Annotated in this window: 22 protein-coding genes and 2 pseudogenes; 13 read left to right on the top strand and 11 right to left on the bottom strand. The window is 65.1% G+C overall.

All coding sequences use genetic code 11. The annotated features are described in order from the left end of the window. The first annotated feature begins 31 nt into the window (after positions 1 to 31). Positions 32 to 469 (top strand): Fic family protein, encoded by a 438-nt coding sequence (locus CWT10_RS17815; RefSeq protein ID WP_199176320.1) that lies wholly within the window; start codon positions 32 to 34, stop codon positions 467 to 469. 195 nt (positions 470 to 664) lie between these two features. On the opposite strand, the gene CWT10_RS00275 is transcribed toward CWT10_RS17815, so the two are convergent. Then, complete coding sequence (locus CWT10_RS00275; RefSeq protein WP_233188064.1) at positions 665 to 1,363, bottom strand: sugar O-acetyltransferase; 699 nt, start codon at positions 1,361 to 1,363, stop codon at positions 665 to 667. Between the two features lie 292 nt (positions 1,364 to 1,655). On the opposite strand from CWT10_RS00275, the gene CWT10_RS00270 reads away from it, so the two are divergent. The 8 genes from CWT10_RS00270 to CWT10_RS00235 all read left to right on the top strand — a co-directional run bounded on the left by CWT10_RS00270 (position 1,656) and on the right by CWT10_RS00235 (position 11,096). Continuing rightward, positions 1,656 to 2,708: an iron-siderophore ABC transporter substrate-binding protein gene (locus tag CWT10_RS00270; protein ID WP_103062490.1), complete on the top strand. Its 1,053-nt coding sequence runs from the start codon at positions 1,656 to 1,658 to the stop codon at positions 2,706 to 2,708. Between the two features lie 10 nt (positions 2,709 to 2,718). Beyond that, a complete protein-coding gene (locus CWT10_RS00265; protein WP_199176321.1) occupies positions 2,719 to 3,819 on the top strand; it encodes a FecCD family ABC transporter permease in 1,101 nt (366 codons plus the stop codon). Continuing rightward, positions 3,816 to 4,940 (top strand): FecCD family ABC transporter permease, encoded by a 1,125-nt coding sequence (locus CWT10_RS00260; RefSeq protein ID WP_233188065.1) that lies wholly within the window; start codon positions 3,816 to 3,818, stop codon positions 4,938 to 4,940. The genes CWT10_RS00265 and CWT10_RS00260 overlap by 4 nt, the downstream gene beginning before the upstream one ends. Beyond that, positions 4,937 to 5,947, top strand: coding sequence for an ABC transporter ATP-binding protein (locus CWT10_RS00255; RefSeq protein WP_103062491.1), 1,011 nt, complete (start codon positions 4,937 to 4,939; stop codon positions 5,945 to 5,947). The genes CWT10_RS00260 and CWT10_RS00255 overlap by 4 nt, the downstream gene beginning before the upstream one ends. Then, a complete protein-coding gene (locus CWT10_RS00250; RefSeq protein WP_103062492.1) occupies positions 5,944 to 6,957 on the top strand; it encodes a siderophore-interacting protein in 1,014 nt (337 codons plus the stop codon). The genes CWT10_RS00255 and CWT10_RS00250 overlap by 4 nt, the downstream gene beginning before the upstream one ends. Before the next feature lie 1,433 nt (positions 6,958 to 8,390). Then, entirely contained in the window at positions 8,391 to 8,663 is a 273-nt protein-coding gene (locus CWT10_RS00245; RefSeq protein ID WP_128683170.1) for a hypothetical protein, read from the top strand. 79 nt (positions 8,664 to 8,742) lie between these two features. After that, on the top strand, positions 8,743 to 10,359 hold the full coding sequence (locus tag CWT10_RS17600; protein WP_128683169.1) for a Tox-REase-5 domain-containing protein: 1,617 nt from the start codon (positions 8,743 to 8,745) through the stop codon (positions 10,357 to 10,359). A 71-nt stretch (positions 10,360 to 10,430) separates the two neighbouring features. Further along, complete coding sequence (locus tag CWT10_RS00235) at positions 10,431 to 11,096, top strand: hypothetical protein (RefSeq protein ID WP_128683168.1); 666 nt, start codon at positions 10,431 to 10,433, stop codon at positions 11,094 to 11,096. A gap of 53 nt (positions 11,097 to 11,149) precedes the next feature. Here the strand turns inward: CWT10_RS00235 and CWT10_RS00230 are convergent, their stop codons facing one another. Together CWT10_RS00230 and CWT10_RS17170 are read right to left on the bottom strand one after the other, a co-directional pair. After that, positions 11,150 to 12,238 (bottom strand): integrase core domain-containing protein, encoded by a 1,089-nt coding sequence (locus CWT10_RS00230; RefSeq protein ID WP_128683167.1) that lies wholly within the window; start codon positions 12,236 to 12,238, stop codon positions 11,150 to 11,152. Further along, positions 12,238 to 12,585: a hypothetical protein gene (locus tag CWT10_RS17170; RefSeq protein WP_128683166.1), complete on the bottom strand. Its 348-nt coding sequence runs from the start codon at positions 12,583 to 12,585 to the stop codon at positions 12,238 to 12,240. Before CWT10_RS17170 ends, CWT10_RS00230 begins: the two co-directional genes overlap by 1 nt. A gap of 320 nt (positions 12,586 to 12,905) precedes the next feature. Between CWT10_RS17170 and CWT10_RS00220 the strand changes: the two genes are divergently transcribed. Then, positions 12,906 to 13,514 carry a hypothetical protein gene (locus CWT10_RS00220; RefSeq protein WP_103063959.1) on the top strand — a complete coding sequence of 203 codons (609 nt, stop codon included), beginning with the start codon at positions 12,906 to 12,908 and terminating at the stop codon, positions 13,512 to 13,514. A gap of 584 nt (positions 13,515 to 14,098) precedes the next feature. Here CWT10_RS00220 and CWT10_RS00215 read toward each other — a convergent pair. Together CWT10_RS00215 and CWT10_RS17165 are read right to left on the bottom strand one after the other, a co-directional pair. Then, positions 14,099 to 14,911: an ISAs1 family transposase gene (locus CWT10_RS00215; protein ID WP_244936761.1), complete on the bottom strand. Its 813-nt coding sequence runs from the start codon at positions 14,909 to 14,911 to the stop codon at positions 14,099 to 14,101. Then, positions 14,868 to 15,281, bottom strand: coding sequence for a transposase family protein (locus tag CWT10_RS17165; RefSeq protein ID WP_244936760.1), 414 nt, complete (start codon positions 15,279 to 15,281; stop codon positions 14,868 to 14,870). Before CWT10_RS17165 ends, CWT10_RS00215 begins: the two co-directional genes overlap by 44 nt. 111 nt (positions 15,282 to 15,392) lie before the next feature. Between CWT10_RS17165 and CWT10_RS00210 the strand changes: the two are divergent. Next, positions 15,393 to 16,966: pseudogene (locus CWT10_RS00210) on the top strand (IS1634 family transposase). Positions 16,967 to 17,041: 75 nt separating this feature from the next. Here CWT10_RS00210 and CWT10_RS17810 read toward each other — a convergent pair. After that, positions 17,042 to 17,464 (bottom strand): annotated as a pseudogene (locus CWT10_RS17810) (ISAs1 family transposase); the annotation flags it as partial. After that, the gene (locus tag CWT10_RS17805) at positions 17,413 to 17,901 is read right to left on the bottom strand and encodes a transposase family protein (protein ID WP_425320996.1); all 489 of its coding nucleotides are present in this window, start codon (positions 17,899 to 17,901) and stop codon (positions 17,413 to 17,415) included. The gene CWT10_RS17805 and the pseudogene CWT10_RS17810, both read right to left, overlap by 52 nt. Before the next feature lie 247 nt (positions 17,902 to 18,148). Between CWT10_RS17805 and CWT10_RS00195 the strand changes: the two genes are divergently transcribed. After that, positions 18,149 to 18,307: a hypothetical protein gene (locus tag CWT10_RS00195; RefSeq protein ID WP_233188119.1), complete on the top strand. Its 159-nt coding sequence runs from the start codon at positions 18,149 to 18,151 to the stop codon at positions 18,305 to 18,307. Positions 18,308 to 18,447: 140 nt separating this feature from the next. Here CWT10_RS00195 and CWT10_RS00190 read toward each other — a convergent pair whose 3' ends face one another. The 3 genes from CWT10_RS00190 to CWT10_RS16925 all read right to left on the bottom strand — a co-directional run bounded on the left by CWT10_RS00190 (position 18,448) and on the right by CWT10_RS16925 (position 20,370). Continuing rightward, on the bottom strand, positions 18,448 to 18,918 hold the full coding sequence (locus tag CWT10_RS00190) for a transposase family protein (protein WP_103062891.1): 471 nt from the start codon (positions 18,916 to 18,918) through the stop codon (positions 18,448 to 18,450). A 78-nt stretch (positions 18,919 to 18,996) separates the two neighbouring features. Next, positions 18,997 to 19,215 carry a DUF8175 domain-containg protein gene (locus tag CWT10_RS18110; RefSeq protein ID WP_483396346.1) on the bottom strand — a complete coding sequence of 73 codons (219 nt, stop codon included), beginning with the start codon at positions 19,213 to 19,215 and terminating at the stop codon, positions 18,997 to 18,999. Between the two features lie 60 nt (positions 19,216 to 19,275). After that, positions 19,276 to 20,370, bottom strand: a complete 1,095-nt coding sequence (locus CWT10_RS16925; protein ID WP_174721924.1) for a DUF8175 domain-containg protein — start codon at positions 20,368 to 20,370, stop codon at positions 19,276 to 19,278. A 588-nt stretch (positions 20,371 to 20,958) separates the two neighbouring features. Between CWT10_RS16925 and CWT10_RS00180 the strand changes: the two genes are divergently transcribed. Continuing rightward, on the top strand, positions 20,959 to 21,156 hold the full coding sequence (locus tag CWT10_RS00180) for a hypothetical protein (RefSeq protein WP_128683163.1): 198 nt from the start codon (positions 20,959 to 20,961) through the stop codon (positions 21,154 to 21,156). Between the two features lie 1,111 nt (positions 21,157 to 22,267). Here the strand turns inward: CWT10_RS00180 and CWT10_RS00175 are convergent. Continuing rightward, positions 22,268 to 23,482, bottom strand: a complete 1,215-nt coding sequence (locus CWT10_RS00175; RefSeq protein ID WP_103062889.1) for an AI-2E family transporter — start codon at positions 23,480 to 23,482, stop codon at positions 22,268 to 22,270. Between the last annotated feature and the right edge of the window lie 71 nt (positions 23,483 to 23,553).

Raw genomic sequence — 23,553 nt, 5'->3', positions numbered from 1 at the left:
CGTGCAAAGTCTTGTTGAAGGCACCAGTTGGATGAGGCTGGACCGTGACGGCTTCGCACGAGCCGGCGCCGAGGTCTTCGCCTACTTGAACCAGGCGCACCCCTTTCGAGAGGGTAATGGTCGCACCTCCAAGGTATTCATGAAGCATGTGGCTGAGCGGTCGCGCTTTACTCTTGACTTCAGTCGGGTGAGTCCCGAGGTGTGGAACCAGGCCAACATGTTGTCCGGGCCTGACCTGGGTCGCTACGAACCCGTGCCCGACTCGCTTGTGCCGATCTTCCGTGTTATCGCTCAGCCACGCGCCACCGGCCCGTCAAATCCGTCGACGGACATGGGACGATCGACGGTCCGAGCGTCCTACCCACAGGTGACGGCTGAAGAGACGAGGCGGTCTTCCGCTGCTATCCAGCAGCAGCGACCTAGTCGCCGGCCTGGCCGTGGCCAAGGATCCCAGGGGGTGGAGCGGTGAGAGAGGTGTCACGGCCTGTTTTCACACCACTCCGACTTACACAACACGACCTAGGACGACGCCACTCGTGCCTTGGACTCAATCCTCCGGGTGGCGAGGGAGAAGCCTGGCGCACCTCGCCGCGCAGGCCGCCTCATGGCAATCCTCCGGGTGGCGAGGGACAAGCCGTGGATGCCGGCGTCTTGGCGGGGCCGCTCAGACGCCGTCGCCCTCCGTCTGCCTGCCGGGCACGGGCAGTGTGCGGGGGGCCTGGTAGGACCAGTCGCGGTCGGCGTCGGTGATCTCGCGCAGCACACGCGCGGGCACACCGCCCGCCACCACCATGGGCGGCACATTGGCGTTGACGACGGCGCCCGCCGCGATCACGGAGCCGCGGCCTATGGTCACCCCCGGCAGGATCGTCACATTCCCGCCGATCCACACGTCATCCTCGATCACCACCGGTGCGGAGAACTGCTGGCCGCGGTCGCGGGCCTCGGGATGGATGGGATGGCCGGCGGTGGCGATCATCACCCGCGGGCCGAACATCACCCGGTTGCCGATAGTCACCGGAGAGTCGTCAATTATCTGCAGCCCCGCGTTGGCGTACACGGGTGAGCCCACCCGCGTGTGGCTGCCGTAGGCGACGTGCAGCGGCGGCTCCACCCAGAAGTACTCACCGATCTGGTCGAAGATCTCCTCAAGCAGACGTCGGCGCCCCTCGGCGTCACGCGGCGAGGTGGCGTTATAGGCGGCGGCGAGCTCCTTGCCGCGGATGCGCTGCTCGGTCAACGCCTCCAAGCCCGGCCCCTCATCCAGGTACAGCTCCTGGGCGGCCATGCGCCGGCGCACTTCCACCTCGCGGGGATCCATTCCGGTGTCCGCTCCGGGATCATTGTGGCTCTGCTGACTCATATCCGCTCCTTCGCGTAGAAACTGGTGGCGGAGGCGTGCGCCCCCTGCGGATAACTTAAATGATCGCTTCCATCGAAGGCGCCAATGCGCGGGCGGCAGAGGCGCGGGCGGCGGCGGTAGCGCGGGCGGCAGCGGTGGCGCAGGTGCGAGAGGCGGTGACGACGCAGGCGCCTGACGCTCTGGCCGCCCGGGCCCGGAGTGGGGCATTGCACGCAATCCCATCTATGAGGACAGCCTCACCTCTACTAATGTTCTAGCCGTTCACTTATCCGCGACCGAGAGCGAGACCTCTGTGACCGTCTCACGCAAGTCCTTCCTGACGGCCGGCCTGGCCGCACCCATCGCCGCGATCCTGGCCGCTTGCACCGCCGATTCCTCCGACAACTCCACCGCTTCCGTCGCCACCGCGGTAACCACCGGGGAGATCAGCGTCGAACACGCCTTCGGCACTACCGTCATCCCCGCCGGCGCCTCCCGCTTCACGGCCATCGCCTGGGGCAACCATGACGTCGCGCTGGCGCTGGACGTCATGCCCGCCGGCCTTTCCAGCCAGGAATGGGGCACGGAGGACGGCTCCGGCATGATGGAGTGGACCAAGCAGAAGGTCGACGAGCTCGTTGCCGCAGGCGCCGAGCAGCCCGTACTGTTCGACGACACCGACGGCTACGACTTCGAGGCCATCGCCGAGACCCACCCCGATGTGATCCTGGCCGCCTACTCCGGTCTGAGCCAGGAGGATTACGACACCTTGACCAAGATTGCCCCCACCGTTGCCTACCCCGGCGTGCCCTGGGGGACCAAGTGGCGGGAAATGATTCGCCTGAACTCCCAGGCCATGGGCCTGGCCGAGCAGGGCGATGCCCTCATCACCGACCTGGAGCAGCAGATCGACGACGCCGTCGCCCAGTACCCACAGATCGCCGGCAAGTCGGCGGCCTTCTTCTACATGAGCCAGTCCGACACCTCCACAATCGGCTTCTACACCACCGCCGATCCGCGCACCGCCTTCATGACCGACCTGGGCATGACCATTCCCGCGTCCGTGCAGGCCGTCTCCGACGCCGAACCGGAGACCTTCTTCATTGACGTCTCCAGCGAAAACGCCGACCAAGTAGCGGATGTGGACGTGATGATCATCTACGGGGAGAACTCCGACCTGGCCGCTCTTCAGGCCGACTCACTGGTGGGCACCATCCCCGCCATCAAGAACGGCGCGGTCGCGTTCGTCGGCAACGGCGCGCCGCTGTCGGCCTCCACCAACCCCGGCCCGCTGTCCATCCCGTGGGGCATCAAGGAATATGTCGCCCTGATCGCCGCCGCCGCGGACAAGGCCGCCGCCTCCTGAGCGACCACAAGTGACCGCCCACGGCCCGCTCGCCCCGCCCGATCCAGTTACGCCGTCGGATACCGCCTCCGGCGCGCCCACCGAACCGCCAGGCGAATTCCGGTCCTCCCGGCCCGTCCGCGCCCGCCGACCGCTGGTGGCGCTCGGTCTTCTCACCGCCCTGCTGGCACTCGCCATCGTGTGCTCAATAGCCTTCGGTGCGCGCGTGGTCAGTCTCGGGGAGATTCTGGACGGCCTGACCGGCAGGGGCCAGGAGCTCGGCGCGCTGGCGGTGGCAGAGCGGGTGCCGCGCACGGCCACCGCCGTGGTCGCAGGGGCGGCGCTGGGGGTATCGGGGGCGCTCATGCAGGCGCTCACCCGCAATCCGATCGCCGACCCCGGCATCCTCGGCGTCAATACCGGGGCGTCGCTGGCGGTTGTCGCCGCCATCGCCTTCGCACACATATCCTCGCTGTGGGAGTACCTGTGGGTGGCGATGGTCGGGGCGGGGGCCACCGCAGTGGTCGTGTACACCATCGGCTCGCTCGGGCCTGGCGGCACCACACCGGTCAAGCTGGCCCTGGCCGGCGTAGCCACGAGCGCGGCCCTGTCCGCGCTGATAAGCGCCATCATGCTGCCGCGAGCCGAGGGGCTGACCGATTTCCGCTTCTGGCAGGTGGGCTCGCTGGGGCGAGGCTCCTGGGCCGCGCTGGCCACCGTCGCCCCCTTCCTGCTGCTGGCCGCCGCCCTGGCCGCCACAGTGGCCCGACCACTGAACTCCCTGGCACTGGGTGAACAGATGGCCGTGGGACTGGGGGTGAAGGTGGGCCGCACCCGCCTGCTGGCGGCGGCCGCTGGCGTAATTGCCTGTGCGACGACGACGGCGCTGGCCGGCCCGATCGGTTTCGTCGGGCTGATGGTGCCGCATGCCGTACGCATGCTGGTGGGGCCGGATAACCGGTGGCTGCTACCCTTGGCGGCCCTGGGCGGCGCGGCGCTACTGACCTTCGCGGACGTGCTGGGGCGGGTGATCGCCCGCCCCGGTGAGGTGAGTGTGGGTGTGGTGACCGCTTTCGTGGGTGCCCCGGTTCTGATCGCGATTGCCCGTGGCGCTAAGGTGCGTGAACTGTGAGCACCCCCGGTGTGGCAACCGCATCCTTAGCGACCTGCGCCGCGCCGGGTACGAGTCCTTATCGCGTCGGCCGCGGATCTCCCGTTAACGATCCGCGGCCGGGTTTCACCGAGGCGGGTCGCCGCCGTCGCCGACGCCGTTACCTTACCGTCACGACGGCGTTGGCGCTGCTCGTGTTCTGCCTGTGGTGGGTGATGGTGCTGTACGGCTCGATCTGGTACTCCCCCGCCGAAGTGATTGCCGTGATGGCGGGGCGGGACGTGCCCGGGGCGTCCTTCGCCGTCGGGCAGTTGCGCCTGCCCCGCGCCCTGCTGGGGTTGACGGCGGGGCTCGCATTCGGAATGGCGGGCCGCACCTGTCAGACGATGCTCCGCAACCAGCTCGCCAGCCCGGACATCATCGGCATCACCTCCGGGGCGTCCATGGCGGCGGTCTTCGCGATTGTGGTGCTGGGGTGGTCCGGCCTGCGCGTGAACCTGCTGGCACTGGTATGCGGGCTGGGCACGGCCCTGGTCATCTACCTGCTGTCGGGGTCTGGCAGCACCCAGGGCGGGCGCCTGATCCTGATCGGCATCGGCATCTCCGCCATGTTTTCCTCCGTAATCTCCTACTTGCAGTTGAAGGCCTCGATCTACTCCGTCGCCGACGCCATGCGCTGGCTGTCGGGATCGCTGGGGGACGCCGGCTGGGCGCAGGTGCCGGTGCTGGGCGGCGCCGTCGTCGTCCTCGGCGGCACGCTGCTCGCGCTGGGACGGAATCTGACCGCGCTTTCGCTGGGTGAAGAGACGGCGACCGGCCTGGGGGTGCATGTGAACCGCACCCGCCTGGTGCTGTTGCTGTCCACCGTGGCGCTGGCGGCCTTCGCGACAGCGGCCACCGGGCCAATCTCATTCGTCGCCTTCCTCGCCGGCCCGATCACCGCCCGTCTAGTGGGGCGCACCGACCGGGCGTTGCTGGCGCCGTCGGCGCTGATGGGGGCCGCAATAGTGCTTGGCGCGGACCTGGCCGGTCAGCATTTGTTCCCCACCGCGCTGCCGGTCGGGGTGGTCACCGGAATCATCGGCGCCCCCTACCTGCTGCTTCAACTCATCCGCCTTAACCGGGAGGGAACCTCCGCATGAATCCTGGTCAAGTCCGGCCCGGCGCGACACCGGTCGGGGCCTGCGCAGCCCCAGCAAAACCAACCGATCCGGCCGATTCACGCGACAGGACCCGCGAATCCGGCCGCGCCACCGCCCGCAGCCTGAGCACCCGGCGACTGCGCTCCGGATATGGGCGGCGCACCGTCGTCGACGGCGTCGATATCACCGTGCCCACGGGCGCCATCACGGTGATTGTGGGGGCGAACGCCTGCGGGAAGTCAACCCTGCTGAAGACCATGGCGCGGATTCTGGCGCCAGCGTCCGGGTCGGTGCTGCTTGATGGCCGAGATGTCACCACGATTCCGACCAAGCGCCTAGCCACCCGGCTTGGGCTGCTGCCGCAGCAGCCGATCGCGCCGGAGGGGATCGTCGTCGCCGATCTGGTGGGCCGCGCCCGGCACCCGCACCAGGGGCTGTTCCGCTCCGCCTCGGCCACGGACCGGAGGATCGTGGAGGAGGCGCTGTTGGCCACCAACACGGCGCAGCTGGCCGACCGGAGCGTGGACGAGCTCTCGGGCGGGCAGCGGCAGCGGGTGTGGATCGCGATGGCGCTGGCCCAGCGCACCGACGTGCTGCTGCTGGACGAGCCCACCACCTTCCTGGACCTGACCCACCAGGTGGAGGTGCTGGATCTGCTCACCGACCTGAACCGGGAACGCGGCACCACCATCGTTATGGTGCTGCACGACATCAACCTGGCGGCCCGCTACGCAGATCATGTCATCGCCATGCGCGAGGGCCGGGTGGTGGCCGCGGGGGCGCCCGGACAGGTGGTCAGCCCCGGCCTGATGCGGGAAGTGTTCGGCCTGGAAGCCGAGGTGATCACCGATCCGGTTTCGGACACGCCGCTGGTGCTGCCCAAGGGACGTCATCACGTGGTCGGGGCGGAGGACTCGGGGCACGACGCGCACGCAGCTGGAGGCGCGGTGACCGCGCATGCCACCCCGTTGCTTTCCCAAGTTCCCGCTGCTGGTGACAACACGTGAGCACACGCGCAGCTGGGCCTACCCCGTTCCGGTTCTTCCCGGTGCGTGTGGTTCGGATCGTGGATGTCACGCCGCATCTGCGGCGGGTGACCTTCACCGGGGAGGAGCTGGAGGACTTCGCCGACCCGGGCTGGGATCAGCGGATCAAGCTGGTGCTGCCCGCCGTCGACGGCGGCTACGCGCACCTACCCACGGGTCCGCACTGGTATGGCGCCTGGCGGGCCCTGCCGGCCGAGCAGCGGCCGCCGATTCGCACCTACACCACGCGCGCCGTACGACTCGGGCCCGTGGGCGCGGCCCGGGCCGGTAAGGCTGACCTTGCACCCATCGCGCCGGCTGTGAGCCGGACGGGCACAGCCGGGACGCAGGTCGACGTGGACATGGTGGTGCATACGCCGCTGGGCCCGGCCGCCCACTGGCTGGGGGCCGCCCGCCCGGGCACGTCGGCAGTGCTGCTGGGGCCTTCGCGGGCCTGGCTGAGTGCGCAGCCGGACGGCGTGTTAGCCGGCGGGGTGGATTTTGTGCCGCCGTCCGTCACCGGCCGGTTCCTGATCGGCGGGGATGAGACGGCGGCTCCGGCGATCGCCAGGATCCTGGAGGACCTGCCGACAACAGCGCGAGGCATCGCCGTCGTCGAGCTGCCCACCGCGGCCGATGCCGCCTACCTGCCGACACATCCGGGCATTGAGGTACGAGTGCTCGCACGTGCCGAGCACCCGCATGGCGAGCGGCTCGTGGCGGGTGTAAAGCGGGCTGCGGCCGAGCTCATCCCGGAGGGGCAGCCGCAGGAGGTCGAGGAGATCGACGTCGATCGGGAGTTGCTGTGGGAGGTGCCGCGCACCGCCCGCGGCGGGGCCGCCCTCAAGCGGGCCGACGTATATGCGTGGCTGGCCGGCGAGGCGGGAGCGGTGTGCGCCCTGCGCCGCCACCTGGTGTCCGAACGGGGGCTGGACCGGCGGGCGGTAGCCTTCATGGGCTATTGGCGCCGAGGTCGCGCCGAGGGCAGCTGACCAGTGCCGACGGGGGGCGTTGGTGGTTTGGAAAGCTGGCGACCTTAGGCGGCCGCCCGGGCGCGTTAGTGACGAAGTAGCCAGGCGCACACATCTTGGTGCTCCCAGGGTCGAAAATCGACATGAACGGCCGTCCTGCACACCATCGCCGGGGAGCGTGCATGCCTGTGGCGGAGTGGGGCCGGGTGTTGCCCGACCAGTTGCGCTCACTGGGCGGTGGCGAACACGGGCGTCGTCGATGCCCTGCCAGGGGCCGTGGTCGTCGAGGTAATGGCGGCCCAAGGATCAGTTCCGCCTTGTACAGCCAGTATCAGGGCCTCGGCCAGAGCGAAGCCGAAAGGAAGTCGCCCTCGGGTGCCCACCGAGGCCACCGCATCACAGTCCGAGCAGGGCCTGCCCGCACTCGGATGGCCCGGTACAGCCGCACCCCGGCCGCGTGTGGCGGGGTCAGGCCCTTTTAGGTCCGCGCCCTCGCGCTGGCGCTGCCAGATACCCATTTTCAGGGCGCCCCTGGGCCAGGTCGGTGCACACGGGCTCGCGGGTGGTCTGCCAGCCGACGATCCGGCGGGAGCAGCACGTCGGCAGGCGAAAGCAGGCGCTCCACCCAGCCGCTCATGGTTCGGACATAGCGCCGAACCACTGGGGGGTGTGTTGGTGGGTGGCTCCGGGGGGTGGGTTGTGGTGGGTGTCACATGGGGTTTGGGTGGTGTGTGGGTTATGGGGTCGTTATGGTCGTTTGTGTGAGTTGGGGTGAGGCTTCGCTTGAGGAGCGTTTGGCGCGGATTCGTGCGGATGTGGAGCGGTCGCGGCGTGATGCGCGGGCGGCTGTGCGGATGCGGGATCGGGCTGAGGGTATCCGGGTTAAGGGTTGTTCGCGGGGTCGTGAGGTGAGTGTGGAGATTGATGTGGCGGGCCGGTTGTTGGGGATCACGTTCCTGCCTGCCAGTGAGGGTTTGTCGTTGCGGGGTTTGTCGGATGCGGTGATGATGGCGATGGCTGATGCGCGTAGGCGGGCGGGTGAGCAGGTGCGGTTGGTGGTTGATGAGACGGTGGGTGTGGATTCTACCTTGGGTAGGCAGGTGTTGGAGGATTATGAGCGGTCCGTCACTGGTGTTGGGGTGGGCGGGGATGGGGGTTCCCGGTCTGCCGGTGGGGCCTATGGCGGACAGGCTGATGGCGGGCGTTCCAGCGGTGGGCAGTCTGATGGTGGGCGGTCTGGTGGTGGGCGGCCGGCGTGGATGGTGACGCCTTGGCCGGTGCGGCAGCCTCCGGGGTGGGATGTTCCGGGCGGGTCGGGGAGGCGATGATGGGGTGGTGGTTGTTGGTGTGTTTGTGAGTGACTGTCTTTCTTTTTGTTTGTTCTTCTGGTTGTTGGGGAGTTGGTTGTTGTGAGTGCGGGGTGGGGTATTGGTGTTGATACTGAGGTGTTGCGTTTGGGTGGTGGTGATGCGTTGGGGGTGGCTGATGGTGTGAGTGTGGCGGTGGATGCTGCGGGGCGGGCGTTGGCGGGTGATGCGTTTGGGGTGTTGTGTTCGCCTTTGTTTGTGCCGGCGTATGTGTTGTTGTCTACGGCTGTTGATACGGCGGTGACGGCTGTGGGTGGGAGTGTGGAGGGTGCGGGTTTGGATCTGCGTGCTGTGGCGCAGGAGCTGGATGAGACTGATGCCGAGTCGGCCGCTGGGGTTAGGGCCCTGGGTGGCTGGTAGCTGTGGGCGGGTCGGTAGTTTTGTGCGTGTGTGGTCAAGCATCGGCATTGATTGTGCCGGTGTTGGTTGATTTGATTGGATGGTTGTTGTGAGTAAGTATGACGACATTCTGGGTGATGATTACACCAGGAGTCGGCGTGGGGTCGAGGTGGACGCTGCCGGTGCTGGTGGCGCCACCGCCACTACTGCTACTGCTACTGCTGCTGCTGGGTTTGGTGGTGGTGGTAGTAGCAGCGGTTTCGGTGATGGTGGTGGTCGTGGTATCGGGGGTGGTTTGCCTGTGGGGGAGTATGGTGGGGGTGGTGGTTCCTTTGGTGGTGTTGATTCGTCGGTGGTGCAGGCGGAGGATACGTCGACGGGGTTGTCGGGTCTGCGTTTGATTGAGGATGGTCGGGATGTTGTTGATGCGTTGGAGACTGATTCGTGGGTGGATGATGCGTTTGCGGGGTTTGGCACGGTGGTTGATGCGGTGGCGTTGGTGGTTGATCCGATTGGTGAGGTGTTGGGTACTGCGATTGCGTGGGCGATTGAGCATTTGGATCCGCTGAAGACCTGGTTGTATGAGCTTACTGGTGATCCTGGGCAGGTGGCTGCGGGTGCTGGGACGTGGGCGAATATTGCGGCGAAGCTGGATACGTGTAGTGAGGATCTGACTGATTCGGTCCGGGTGCGGTTGGCTGGGCAGTCGTCGCTGGCGGTGGAGGCGTATAAGTCGTTTCAGTTGGATAATGCGGTGCGGTTGTCGTTGTTGGGGTCGTTGGCGGGGGCTGTTTCCAAGGGGTTGACGGTGGCGTCGGTGATCGTGCAGGTCGTGCATGACATGGTGCGTGATGCGATCGCTGATGTGTTGTCGAAGTTGACTACTAAGCTTGGTCTTACCCTTGTGACTGCGGGGGTGGCGGGGATCTGGGCGGCGCCTGCGTTGATGGAGGATGTGTCTGAGTGGGCGGTGCGTCTGCGTCGTGAGGTCAGTGCGGTGGTCAGGTCCGCTTGTAGTTTGGGGAAGTTGTTCAAGCGGGCCAACGCGTTGATGGATGACCTCGCCGATAGTCTTAAAGGGCTTGGGTCTCGTCCTGCGATGGCTGCTGCCGGCCCCACGACCCCCACGCCCCGCACCCCCCGCACCCCCGGGGCCGCCCGGTCCTCCAACACCACACCCCGACCCAAAACAGGCAGCACCGGCGGCGGCAAAACAGGCAGCACCGGTGGTGGTAGAGGCACCGGTGGTTCTGGTAAGGGTGCTGATTGTCCTTATGCGCCGCGGGATGGGAATCACTATCCGGGTGTGCGCAACCCGACTCGGGGTGCTAGTGATGGTGGTCCGGGTGCTTGGGGGCCGGGTAAGAACTATGGGTCGAATCGTTCCCAGGCCTATGAGGAGCAGATCTCCGGGGTGAGTGTGGAGACCTCCTACATTGTTGATGGTGTGGAGTTCGACGGTTTCTACGATGGTGTCCTCCATGACGCCAAGGGCTTCTACTATGAGCTGACTAAAACCCCATTCGCCCCTAACGTAATTGATGATTTGGTAGACGGTGCGGAGCGTCAGGTAGAGGCGGTGCTGGCGGCTGGTACTAACACGCCTATACGCTGGTATATGGCCGAACCGGAAATGCTCGAGCTACTCCAAGACATGCAGGGACTGGGGGATTTCCCGGCTGGGATTGAGTTGGTGCACGTCCCACCGGATTTCTAACCCACACCAAACGTGATCAGCTGATATCATTGATCCAGACAGAGGAACACCAGGGGAAGGGAGACCTACTGATGACTGTGAAGTGGATGTTGTCGTTCAGGACGCATCGTCCGGGTCAGGAGGATCGTATGGAGGAGGAGGCCGCGCTGTCTTGGGAGTTGATTCAGTGGTTGCGGGGTCTGCATCCCACCCTGGATCCGTGGCGGCAGGCCAATCATGTCAAGGCGAAGGCTGCGGCGAACCCGAAGATCACCACCTTGGAGGAATACCTCGCCATCATGCACGCCAAAGTTCGTTCGCGCCCTAACTCCTCCGGTGTCAGGTTCTCACTGTTCTCCGGGGATGTGGACCGCGCCGACGGCGCCTCCATCAGTATTAGGATTGGCGGTTGGCAACCCGACACCGGCGGAGTTACCTTCAGGTTTCATAGTAGTGAGTTCGCTGAACTCATCGCCACCGATGGCGCGTTTGCTGATCGTCTGGTCGCCATGGGCGCGGACATCCTGGACCCCGAGATAGGCTCGCTCAGACGTCAAGGTCATCCGGTTAAAGGTCATCCTGAACCGTATGACTATGTTCAGGGGTGGAAGTTGTTCTTCCCCACGTTCTCGCCGCACTGGGCCCAGGCCAGTGCTCTGGCCACGGCCGCCTACCCCACCACGACCGGCGCGGTGTTCACCTACGGCACCCCCGACACCTACCCCACCATCCTGGACACCTGGCCCGAGAACACCTGAACACCCGCTCCCCTGACCTGTTTCAGCGTTAATGTCCGCTTGGGGCGGTTGGATCAGACATCATCGTGGTCTTCTTGGTTGGTTTGATTGTCTCGTTGTTTGCGGTTGTAGGCAAGGCGCTGCTGAGCGGCCCGTTTCAGGCCTTCCTGGCGGGCCTTGCGGATGGCCGGCCCGCGCCCGGTGTGCTCGTCCAGGGGTGTGACGTAGCCGATTCCGGAGTGCAAGCGCTGGCTGTTGTACTCGGTGCGCACAGAGTCGAGTTCGGCCCTCAGGACAGCGGGATCGGTGATTGCCAGCAGGTGAGGCCACTCGGCCTTGAGTGTTCCGTTGAGGGACTCGATCCAGGCCTGGTCGGTCGGAGTCGCCGGCCGTCCGAAGTGCTGGGCGATGGCGACCATGGCCATGAACCTGCGGGTGTTGGCAGCAATCATCTGGGAGCCGTTGTCGGACACCGCCAACAGGATCGGGGTCAGTTCATCGTCTCCGTCAAGCGTCAGCCGGCGCTTCAGGGCCTGGGCTCGTTCCAGGGCGGCCTCGAGCAGGCCTTCGGCGTCCAGGGCCTGCTCGAAGGCGAGGCGGACCTGGTGGTGGGTCTCCTCGCTGGAGACCACATGGGTGATCCACTTGCGTGAGACCAGATCCTCGATGATCAGCACAGTCATGCCGCAGGCGGTGAAGTGAGTGGAGTCGTAGATCCAGATCGAGTTGGGCTTGTACGTCGCCCAGTCGGGGAACGGACGACGCTTGGAGCGCGCTGGCCGGGCGGGATGCCTGAACCGAAGCTCGTGGTCATTCAGGACCCTGCGGACGGTGGAGGCCGACGCCCAGAACAACCCGTTGTAGGAGCCTCGGTGAGCCAGGCGACGGTGAGAGAAGTCCTTCTCACCGAAAGTCTCGAAGGCGTCCACAATCGCCTCGATCTCGCACGGCATCAGGGCATTGACAGCGGCGCCAGGCCGGGCGTCGGCCAGTCCTACCCCGTTCTGGCGCCGTTTCCAGCGCCGGTAGCGTCGCTCGGCCAGTCCCAGGACCTCACAGGCCTTAGCCACGGTCCAGCCCTGACCGGTGGCGTAGTCCACCAGCTCCAAAAGCCCCTGTTTGACGGGCGCATCCACCCGGGCGGGGACCGGGGCACCGGGCATCAGACCGAGCCCCCTTTTTTCTCCAGCACCACCAACTTCACCGCCTGCTCCGTCACCGTACGGGTCAAGCGGTCGATCTCGGCCCTGGCCTGCTCAAGCTCGACATCACGAGCCGACTTGCCAGACGAACCCGGACGCGAAGCCGACAACGCGTCCAAGGCGCCTTGCCTGGCGACCTGCCGCAGCCTCACGATCGTGGAGCGGTCCACTCCGGCCTCGGTCGCAGCCGCCCCCACCGTGACCTCCTCTCGCATCAGCCTTACGTAGATCTCATACTTCTGCGAAGGCGACAAGAACACCTTGGCCCGACGCCCCCAACCCCTCGTCGTGTCAGCATCACTGCTCATCGCGCACCCTCCTCAAGGTGTCACGAAGACCCTACCCATGCGGTCTGATCCTCAGCCCAAAACCGGACACGAACGCTGAAGCAAATCACCCCAAACCGGAGCACACAGGACGACCCACACCCGGCACACACACGCACCCCGGGATGCGGGCCGCCCTACTTGCGCCGCTCCTACCGCATGAGGAAGACGGAGGCGTTGGATGGACCTGGTCTGGCTGGATAGTTCTGCCCGGTTGGTGTGTAGTGGACGGTATGGTACAGGGCATGGTTGTGAAGTGGATGTTGTCGTTCAGGACGCATCGTCCGGGTCAGGAGAGTCGTATGGAGGAGGAGGCCGCGCTGTCTTGGGAGTTGATTCAGTGGTTGCGGGGTCTGCATCCCACCCTGGACCCGTGGCGGCAGACCAATCATGTCAAGGCGAAGGCTGCGGCGAACCCGAAGATCACCACCTTGGAGGAATACCTCGCCATCATGCACGCCAAAGTTCGTTCGCGCCCTAACTCCTCCGGTGTCAGGTTCTCACTGTTCTCCGGGGATGTGGACCGCGCCGACGGCGCCTCCATCAGTATTAGGATTGGCGGTTGGCAACCCGACACCGGCGGCGTAAGGCTTACGTTTTTCAGTAGTGAGTTCGCTGAACTCATCGCCACCGATGGTGCGTTTGCTGATCGTCTGGTCGCCATGGGCGCGGACATCCTGGACCCCGAGATCGGGGGCCTGTCCCGTGAGGATCATCCTGTCAAGGATCACCCTGAGCCGTATGACTATTCGCAAGGCTGGAAGTTGTTCTTCCCCACCTTCTCGCCGCACTGGGCCCAGGCCAGTGCTCTGGCCACGGCCGCCTACCCCACCACGACCGGCGCGGTGTTCACCTACGGCACCCCCGACACCTACCCCACCATCCTGGACACCTGGCCCGAGAACACCTGAACACCCGCTCCCCAAACCGGAGCACACAGGACGACCCACACCCGGCACACACACGCCCCTGGGATGCGGGCCGCGCCGTCTTGCTTGGCTCAAGCCGGGCAGCTCACGCTACGGAGGGCAACAAGAAGCGTTCGACTGCCTGGTCTTACCGGACAGCCCGGCCCGGGTGAAGCTCCCGGACGGACGCATCATCGAAATCACCGATGTTGAAGTCCTTCAAGCGTCCGGACAATACTGACCAACCGCCTCAGAGCATGAAAGTAAGCGAATAGTGAATTACTTCGTAACTTGGAATGTGGATGCTCGTCACGGGCGAGGGGAGCGATTCAAAGTTCGTCAGACTCCGGAGATGATCGCCGACGACATCGCACATGATCTGACTTACCCGACATTTCTTACCGGGGGACCCCGCTTCGCTTTGGGTGTTCAGCCTTTGCCTGAGGAGGTCAGGTTCCCTGATGAGTTGGCTGATGATGATCCTGAGCAGATGCGGCATATGCAGGCGGCTGGGTCTAATCGGGCGTTGACGATTGAGGCCCGCGTCCCGGGTCCGGGCGCAGGGGCTCGGCAAAGTTGGTGTGTGGTTAGGGGGTTGTTAGGAGTTTGATGGCTTTGGTGGGTCTTCGTGTCATGGCCCGGTTGGCTGAGGCGATGCTGGTGGTGGTGGGGTCGTCGTAGATGGTGCGGATCAGGCTTATGGCCAGGTTCCGCAGGGTGGCCATGACCTGCGGCCCGGAGCCGGTGCGCAGTTGGTGGCGGTCCTCGTCATAGGTGACATCGCGTACCCAGTGAACACGGTTTTCTATCGCCCAGTGGCCCTGTATCCAGGCGGCAACGGTCTCGGGTGGGGCCTGCTCGGGCGGTATGGAGCAGATGAGGTAGACGACCTCGGTGCTGCGCTTGCTGTTCTTACCGCGGGTGTGGGTGGTGCGGGTGCGACGCACCTGAAGCACCTGTGAGGCGCCGGGGAAGTCGACCCACGCCGGGGTTGCCACGGCTTTGATGGTGCGCCGCACCCGTCTACCGTGGGAGGTGTCAACCCCCGACACGGCGGGGACGTCCTTCCAGGGCAGCGCCTTCAGTTTCGCCCTGAGACTGGGCTGGTTGTTCTTGACCGTGAGCAGGTAGTCGGCGCCCCGGTCGCGTATCCACTGCGCTGTGTCGGTCTGGGTGTGCAGTGCGTCAGCAGTCACGACCGCTCCGGTAAGGTCGTGGGGTGCCAGCAGCTGTTTCAGGGCGGGTATCTCACTGGTCTTATCCTGTACGCGCTGCTGGGCGAGCACCGCCCCGGTGCCCTGGTCAAGGGCCGCCAGCAGGTGCGGGGCCCCACCGCCACCATCACCGCCGCCATCATCACCGTCTCCGCTGTTGTTGTTCTTGGGTTTGGCGCCGCGCATGGTCTTGCCCGTCCACCGCGATAATCCTGCGTCCGTCGATGGTGCCGGTGCGGGTGAGCACCCACGAGGCGATCCGAGCGTCAAGGTCGTCGGCGTCCAGGCCGGCCAGGGCGCGGCCGATGGTGGACTCCGACGGGATGTCCCGGTCTTGTGGTAGTCCCAGTTGCCGTAGTTGGCCGCCGGTCAGGTCGCGGGCGTGCTCCCAGATCGCCAGCAGGGTGCGGCACCCGGCCAGCACCCCCACCGCCGCCAAAGCCAGCACAGTGTCCAGGCGGTGACGCACCCCGCGCCGATCACGCGGGTCCGGGACACCCTTGAACACTCCGATCAGGGGCTGGCGCGACAAGGGGGCGGTGGGGGATGATGACACAGCGCCTGACTCCTGACAGCTGGTTGGGGTGGTTGGGGTTTTTCGTTGGTGTGGTGTGGTTGGGTTGGTGGTTGTGGGGCACTAATCCGGTGGCGGGTAGGGTGTAGGGGTGTGAGCCCGTTTATCCGTAAGGTGCGTACCGCTTCTGGTGCTACGGCGGTGCAGATCGTGGCTAAGGAGCATGGTGTGCGCCGGATTGTGGAGCACCTGGGCTCAGCGCACGACGAGGCGGAGCTGGCGGCCCTGGTTCAGGCGGGACGGGAGAAGATCCGGGGCGGCCAGGGCGTTTTGGACCTGGCCGGCCTGACACCGCAGGCCGCCGGCCAGGCCGCGCCGGCGGTGGTTGAGTCCAAGCGCTCAGTGCTGTTGTGGGATGTCCTGTCGGGCGCGTATGAGGCCCTGGGGCTGGGTGAAGCGGTGGGTGGTGATGAGAGCTTCAGGCAGATGGTGCTGGCCCGACTCGTGGAGCCCACCAGCAAGGAGCAGGTCCCCGCCGTGCTGGGAGAGCTCGGAGTTGACGCTGTGACCCCACGCTCCTTGTTCCGGTCCCTGGCGCGCTGCGTTACCGGCGACTACCGCTCCCATATCCAGGCCGCCTGCCTGCGGCACGTGAGTGCCGGAGGGGACTTGTCCTTGTGTTTGTATGACGTGACGACCCTGTACTTCGAGGCGGAGAAGGAGGACGACCTACGACGGGTGGGCTATTCCAAGGAGCGCAGGGTGGACCCGCAGGTGATCGTGGGGCTGCTGGTGGACCGGACGGGCTTCCCGTTACGTGTTGGCTGCTGGGAGGGCAACAAGGCCGAGACCAGCACGATCGTGCCGATGATCGAGGAGTTCCGGGAGGCGTCGGGGATTGAGCACCTGGTCGTGGTGGCGGACGCCGGCATGCTCTCCGCAACCAACCTCGAAGCACTCGACCAGGCCGGCTTGGGATTCATCGTCGGGTCCCGCATGACCAAGGCCCCGGCAGATCTGGCCGCGCACTTCGCCTGGCACGGGGACGCCTTGGCCGATGGGCAGATCATCGACACCATCACCCCACGCCGCGGCACGCGCTCGACCGAGAGGGACGAGAAGCTGCGTGATGAGCCGGTCTGGAGCCCAGCGGAGTTTGCGGGCTCGTGGCGCGCGATCTGGGCGTATTCCGCCAAGAGGTTCGCCCGGCACCAGCAAGACCCTGACCTCCCAGGAGAACAGGGCCCGGGCGGTCGTTGCTGGGGACCGGCGCCCCAAGGGGACCAGGTCCGTGACCACCCGTAAGGGCGACCAGGTCCTCGACGAGAAGGCTCTGGCCCGAGCCAAGCGGCTGGCCGGGCTGAAAGGCTACGTGAGCAATATCCCCGCATCGGTGATGCCCGCCAGCCAGGTGATTGCTTCCTATCACGAGCTGTGGCACGTGGAGCAGTCCCTTGCGCATGTCCAAGCACGACCTGCGCGCCAGGCCCGTCTTCCACCACACCCACCACGCCATCCAGGCCCACCTCACCGTGGTGATGGCATCCTTGGCCGTCGCCCGCCACCTACAAGCCGCCACCGGTGTGAGCATCAAGCGGCTCGTACGCGAACTGAAGCCGCTTCAAGAGGTAACTATCACCATCAACGGCCACCACATCACCGCCCAACCCCAGACCACCCAGACCGCGCAGCAAATCCTCAACAACCTGAACACCGCAGGGCACTAAACCGTCAGGAGTCAGGTCTATCGCCCAGTGGCCCTGTATCCAGGCGGCAACGGTCTCGGGCGGGGCCTGCTCGGGCGGTATGGAGCAGACCAGGTAGACGACCTCGGTGCTGCGCTTGCTGTTCTTACCGCGGGTGTGGGTGGTGCGGGTGCGACGCACCTGAAGCACCTGTGAGGCGCCGGGGAAGTCGACCCACGCCGGGGTTGCCACGGCTTTGATGGTGCGCCGCACCCGCCGCCCATGAGAGCAGTCAACCCCCGACACGGCGGGGACGTCCTTCCAGGGCAGCGCCTTCAGTTTCGCCCTGAGACTGGGCTGGTTGTTCTTGACCGTGAGCAGGTAGTCGGCGCCCCGGTCGCGTATCCACTGCGCTGTGTCGGTCTGGGTGTGCAGTGCGTCAGCAGTCACGACCGCTCCGGTAAGGTCGTGGGGCGCCAGCAGCTGTTTCAGGGCGGGTATCTCGCTGGTCTTATCCTGTACGCGCTGCTGGGCGAGCACCGCCCCGGACTCCTGGTCCAGCGCCGCCAGCAGGTGCGGGGCCCCACCGCCACCATCACCGCCGCCATCATCACCGTCTCCGCTGTTGTTGTTCTTGGGTTTGGCGCCGCGCATGGTCTCACCCGTCCACCGCGATAATCCTGCGTCCGTCGATGGTGCCGGTGCGGGTGAGCATCCACGACGCGACCCTGGCGCCGGTAGTCGTCGGCGTCCAGGCCGGCCAGGGCGCGGCCGATGGTGGACTCCGAGGGGATGCCCCGGTCTTGTGGTAGTCCCAGTTGCCGTAGTTGGCCGCCGGTCAGGTCGCGGGCGTGCTCCCAGATCGCCAGCAGGGTGCGGCACCCGGCCAGCACTCCCACCGCCGCCAAAGCCAGCACCACATCCAGGCGGTGACGCACCCCGCGCCGATCACGCGGGTCCGGGACAGTGGCGAACATCCCGGTCAGGGGCTGGCGCGACAGGGCAGGCGTGGGGGATGATGACACAGCGGCGCGACCTTCCGTGATGATGTTGATTTAGCACCACATATCCTCACCGGCGGGTCGCGCCGCACCCCCACCAACACACCGAAAACCCCTAACAACCCCCAACCCAGCCAACGACTTTGCCGAACCCCTGGGTCCGGGCGGGGGTTACATCCACTATGTGCTGGCCCGTGAACCTGTTGCGGACCCTGATCGGTGGGTGGCGCCGTCCTGGGATAACGGCTCGCCCGAGCCCTACACCATCGACCTGCACCCCGAGGAGATCTTCACCGGCGAGCAGGCCGTGCCCGTGTTCCGCGACTACATCATCAACGGCCAACTCCCAGAACCCCAACTCCTACGCACAATCGACGTCTGATGCTTGGTCGGTGACGCGTCGGGCTGGGGGTGCGGACATCGTCGCCGGTGGCGGTGGAACGTATAAGTCGTTTCAGTGAGCCTTTCTCACCAGAACTGACAGTAGGATGCTGGTTGTTTTTTGGCCTCTCGGAGGGTTATTCATGGGGTGTATGTGAATATGAGTGCGAGTACGACGGTGATGGGTTGTGGGAAGGTCTGTATGGGTCTTCTGTAGCCGGTGTCTAGTACGCGCCAGGTTTTGAGATCGGCCATAGCCCTCTCGACCTTGTGGTGGATGCGGTTCATGGAGGTGTTCTGTGTTTTGACGCTCTCGCGCAGGGGCTGTCCGGATTGCTTCTTGACGGCGGTGATCATGCCCGGCCCGATATAGCCCTTGTCTCCAATATGTAGGGGAGCAGCGGCACCCTCGAGCAGGTGGTCGGAAGGGATGTCCAGCAAGCCACTGGCGTGAAGCGCTCCGCCGTCATGCGTGGCTCCGGGTAGCGGATCGCGCACCCAGACGATCGCACCCGATAGGGTGCAGACCACCCGCACGTTCAGGCCCGTGGTGCGATACTCACCCGAGAACAGTCCCGGAACGTCTTTCCAGTCCCAGCACCCGAGACCCAACCACTCCGGCGCCCTCTACGGCACCTCAAGCGTTGACCGCAGGCACACCTTCACCATCCGCCACCACCATCAGCCATATCAAACCAGACGACCGCACCAACTAGAACCAGCACCTCCACACACCCGAACCGGAAAAGCCGCATTGGCTGTCGCACACACCGCCTCCTCGGACGACCGCTGAAAGCAATAGCGATGCCCCGAATCGGCGGTCACATCGGGACCGTATTGCTCAGACACAGGACAGGCAATGGTTCCCTGATGGTCCCAGGATTCGACATCGGGAGCCAGACCTGGCACGGTAGCTTGGTTTTCTGCTTTCTACGCTTCACCAGAGTGGACTCCGGAGCACCGGCGGCATCACGTCCCCCACGTCAAATAGCCGCTCAAGCTGGGGATAGTGCTCCCGTCAATCGGATGTTGGGGATCGGTGATATTGGCCTTCCAGTCTCCGTCCTGCCATACCAGTTCATACACCATCGACACGTTAGATGTTTGATAGTTTACGGTTACATAGGTAGCGACATCCACCCTCGCACTGTCTCCGTCGTAGGCGAGCAGCCGAAAACCAGCTACCTGAACGCGAGCGCCCCCGTCATCGTATTCTTCTACGTCCCCTTCCGTGTACTCACGCATGGCATCAAGTTGTTTTTCGTCGGCGACGAAGTAGCTCAACCAGTTTTCTAAGGTCTTCGCATTGGCGCCCTGTACCGCGGCATTTGTTGCGGCGAACACTGCCCCCTCCGGAGAGCGCTGGAAGCAGTAGCGGAAACCGGACTCCTCGTCGATCGCGCCAGGCCCATACTTTCCCGACACTGGATACGCAGTGGTGCCATCGTAGTCCCAGTAGTCGACATCGGGCACGTTAGTCAGACGCGCTTTCTCCGTCATCTCCCCGGGCAACCCGCACACGCTCGTGTTGGCCGTACCTACGGCGTCGGCATCCTCAGAACCGTTACTAGCATCCGCGGACGCCACAGCCCTAGTCTCCACGGCCGTCGTCGCGGCAACAGATGCCGACTCATTCGGCGCACTGCTTCCACAACCGGTAACGAGTCCCAGCGTCATCACCATGGCGACTGCCGGCATCGCGACACGTTCCGACCGCCCCCGCCGGCGCACCGATTCGGTTGTGGACACCGCTTCCCCCGCCTCTCGGCCGGCGCGGAGGCCAATTAGCAATGCAGCTAGGGAGACTACGATCATGCCGCCCAGGTCGACGCCGATCTTGCCGACGTGCTCACCGCCCTGATCACGCTGGGACTGGATGACAGTGAGAGCTCCCACTGCGAACAGGCCGAGGATGCACACCGCGAAAGCTGTCCACTTGACCCAACCTATGATTGAGGTCAAGCCCTCCACACTCGGCGGTCCCGCCTGCTCGGGGTTACGCGGATCGTGCGGCAGTGACAGCAGGAACTTGGCCTTGGCCTGCGTGATAGGGGTGAAAACCATCAGTTTTCCTCTCGTTCGTCGGCACCGTTGGCACCGACCTAGGTCGTGTTGATAAGTAGGTTCAACTCCTTGATGAGCTGGCGCATGTATCGCGGAGACTCCAAGAGCACAGCCTGTTCTCCCAAGCGCCACGGTTCCACACAAGGAAACTTCCACACGCGAGGGACTCCACCGACAACCGCCTGGGCGAGGTCCCGACGTGGTCGCGGGAGTCAACCGAATGACGCCGGGCCGGTACGACTGAAGCAGCGCTTCCGGTACCGGTGCCGATTTCGGCTCTTGCGGCGAGTGCCACGGGTTGGTGGTTTCTCGTGCATCGACATGTCTCCGTGGTGATCGTTCGACTCATATAGATCGGCTTCTCCTCGGTGAGAGTACGGCGACTATAGGATAACCGCTAGGCGGGAGTAACTCTGCTAGTAGTACTCATCTACTGCGTGAGACAGTACCCGGATGCCGTAGTGTCGCCGCGCGGCGACCAGCATGCGGACAGTTCCGGCCCAGCTTGCGATCGTCCCGCGAGGATACGGCAGGCTGAATGAAGGGACACGGGTCAGACCATTCTCCTCCGATCCCATCAACATAACCATGCGCGCACCGGCCGGCTCCGGAACCATCATTAAGGACGGCAGCTCCTACGTCGCCACCATGAAGATCTCTACTGGCGCTGGCCGCTCCGATGTCATGGTCATGCGCTCCCGCGGCGATCCACGGCTGGCAAACCGCATGTATCGTGCCGGTCGAAGAGTCCAGTCAGCAGTAACCAAAAGACATCCGCCGTTGTGATCGTCGTCCGTCTGGTGTCTGTGCGAGCTGGACGGGGCGCGGGTATCGATCGCGTCGTGGGTGCGGACGGTGCCCGACCAAAGCGCGTGTTAGAAGGTGGCGAGCACGGGCGTCGCCGGTGTGCTGCCAGGCGCCGTTGGCGTCGAGGTATTGGCGGCCACCGGATCAGCTCAGCCTTATACAGAGAGTTCAGTACGCGGGCCAAAGCAATGCCAAAAGGAGGTCGCCCGTGGAGCCTACCGAGGCGACCACGTTGCGGTCGGAGGAGACCTACCCGCACTCGGATGGCTTGGTACGGCTACTCCGCGGTCGGAGCTAATAAGGCTCTTCCGGCCTTACTGCGTAGCGGATGGGTGTGGTCCCGGCCAGCTGCGGGCCTCACACATGGACCGCGTTACTGCGGTTGGACCGGGCTTTTGCGCTTGGACCGTCTGAGAGTGCGTTTCAGGTGGTCCAACGGCAGCCAGACGGTCCATCCGCAGCCAGGTAGTCCAGTCCCACCCGATCGGACCTGGGGAGCCCGGTCGGCAACCAGACGCCCTGGCCTGCCTATCAAACCGGGGCGGTAGGCCAGCATCTGGGAGCCAAAGCATCCAGAATCGGCACAAACACCCCGCCCCTCCCAGCACACGCCCTCAGATTCGTTGAAACCATGCGGACCTAGTAGGCGACGCCGGGTGGGGGACCATCGTTCGTGCCGCATCCGGACCCTTCCCCCGCCCCGCTGGCCCCGCCAACCGAACTCGATCGTCATATCTACCGAACTCGATGGTTATATCTACCGAACTCGGCGAAGACGGCTCAAAGCGAAGGAGCCCGATTACCCCGCCGGCCGCGGTCGCCATTGGTATGGCGAGGCCCTCGGGCCGGGTCTCACCCGGCCCGAGGGCCTTCGTCAGTGAGGGGCTCCGCGCCCGGGTTCCCACATCCGGGGGAGCGCCCTCCTTCGCCGAAACGTCCGACCCGGGCTCCCTAATACCCGGGGCGTCCTCGAGCCGGGCCGGTCACTGGGTTCCCCAACCCTCGCGGTCCGCCTCGTCCAGCGGCAGTAACCATGTAACCCGGCTCATCTTAAAAGCCACCCCGCTGCACCTGTGAAAACCATGGGAATTCAGGTGCTCGCGACGTCCTTCGCCGGAGCCGTCAGCGCATCGTCGGCCGCCTCAGAGTCTTCCGCAGAGTCCTCCTCATCGTCTTCCTCAGAGTCCCCCTCATCGCGCTCCGGATCGCGCTCCACATCGACTCGCACAGCCTGCGCACCGCCCACGTCCACATCCGTGTCCCCGGCCGACAGGAAGACGCCTACCCACCGGGACCGCGGATCGGAGTCCACCAGCAGTGCCTTGACGAACAGCGTCAAAGGCACCGCCAGGATCGTGCCGAGAGCCCCAATCACTTGGCTCCAGAACAGCAGGGACAGGAACGTCATCGTCGTGTTCAGACCGACTGCATCACCGGTGAACTTCGGCTGAATGAGCGACTGGATCACGAAGTTCAGCGCGCTGTAGGCCACCACCACCCACAGGGCCGTCCACGGCCCGGAGTCCACCAACCCGATCAGAGCCGGCGGAATCACGCCCAGCACAAAGCCGATGTTGGGAATGTAGTTGGTGATGAAAGACAACACGCCCCAGGTAACGGCCATGGGCACGTTCAGGAACCATAGGGCGATCACATCCAGCACTGCCACGATCAGGCCGAAGATGGTCGAAACCAGCCAGTAGGAGCGCACCGACGCGGCGAAGCCGTTCAGAGCCGAGGCCACCCCCGGGCGCAGCCGGCTCAGCGCACGAGAACGCGCCTCAATACGGGAGGTATCGAACATCAGGAATACGACCGCCAGCCCCATCACACTCAGCACCGTTCCCAGATTGGACAGCTGCCCGAGCAGGGACTGTGCCACCGACACGATCCGATCGGTGTCCATCGACTGCGACACCTGATCAATCAGGGCCGTCTCGTCAACGCCCATGCGCTCCAACAAGGAGCGCATGTTGTCCCAGATGGCGGTGAACTGCGAGGCGTAACTGGGCAGCGTATCCACCAACTGCACGATCGCCACGGCCAGAGCGGCGAACAGTCCGATGACGAACGCGAAGACGATCAGTATGGCAACCACGGCCGACACCGGCCGCGGCACGTGATGTCTGGTAGCCCACGCGATCAACGGCCGCACCGTGATCACGAGCGTGAGGGCAAAGAACGCCGGCCCGAACAAGGACCGGACGTAGTACAACCCGACGCAGCCGATTACGAGTACGGCGATGACAAACGCAATTGATTCGCCTTGGGAGCGGCCTGCCGCCGCCTCACGTGCGTCACTCATAAGTTCATCCTTACACGTGATAGGCGTCGACCAGGGCAGCCGAGCCGGTACTACAGGTCACACCGTCGTTG

Source organism: Actinomyces qiguomingii (genome assembly GCF_004102025.1).
GTDB classification, from domain to species: domain Bacteria; phylum Actinomycetota; class Actinomycetes; order Actinomycetales; family Actinomycetaceae; genus Actinomyces; species Actinomyces qiguomingii.
The sequence above is the reverse complement of the archived record's forward strand: the minus strand, read 5'-3'. Positions and strand labels throughout refer to the sequence as shown.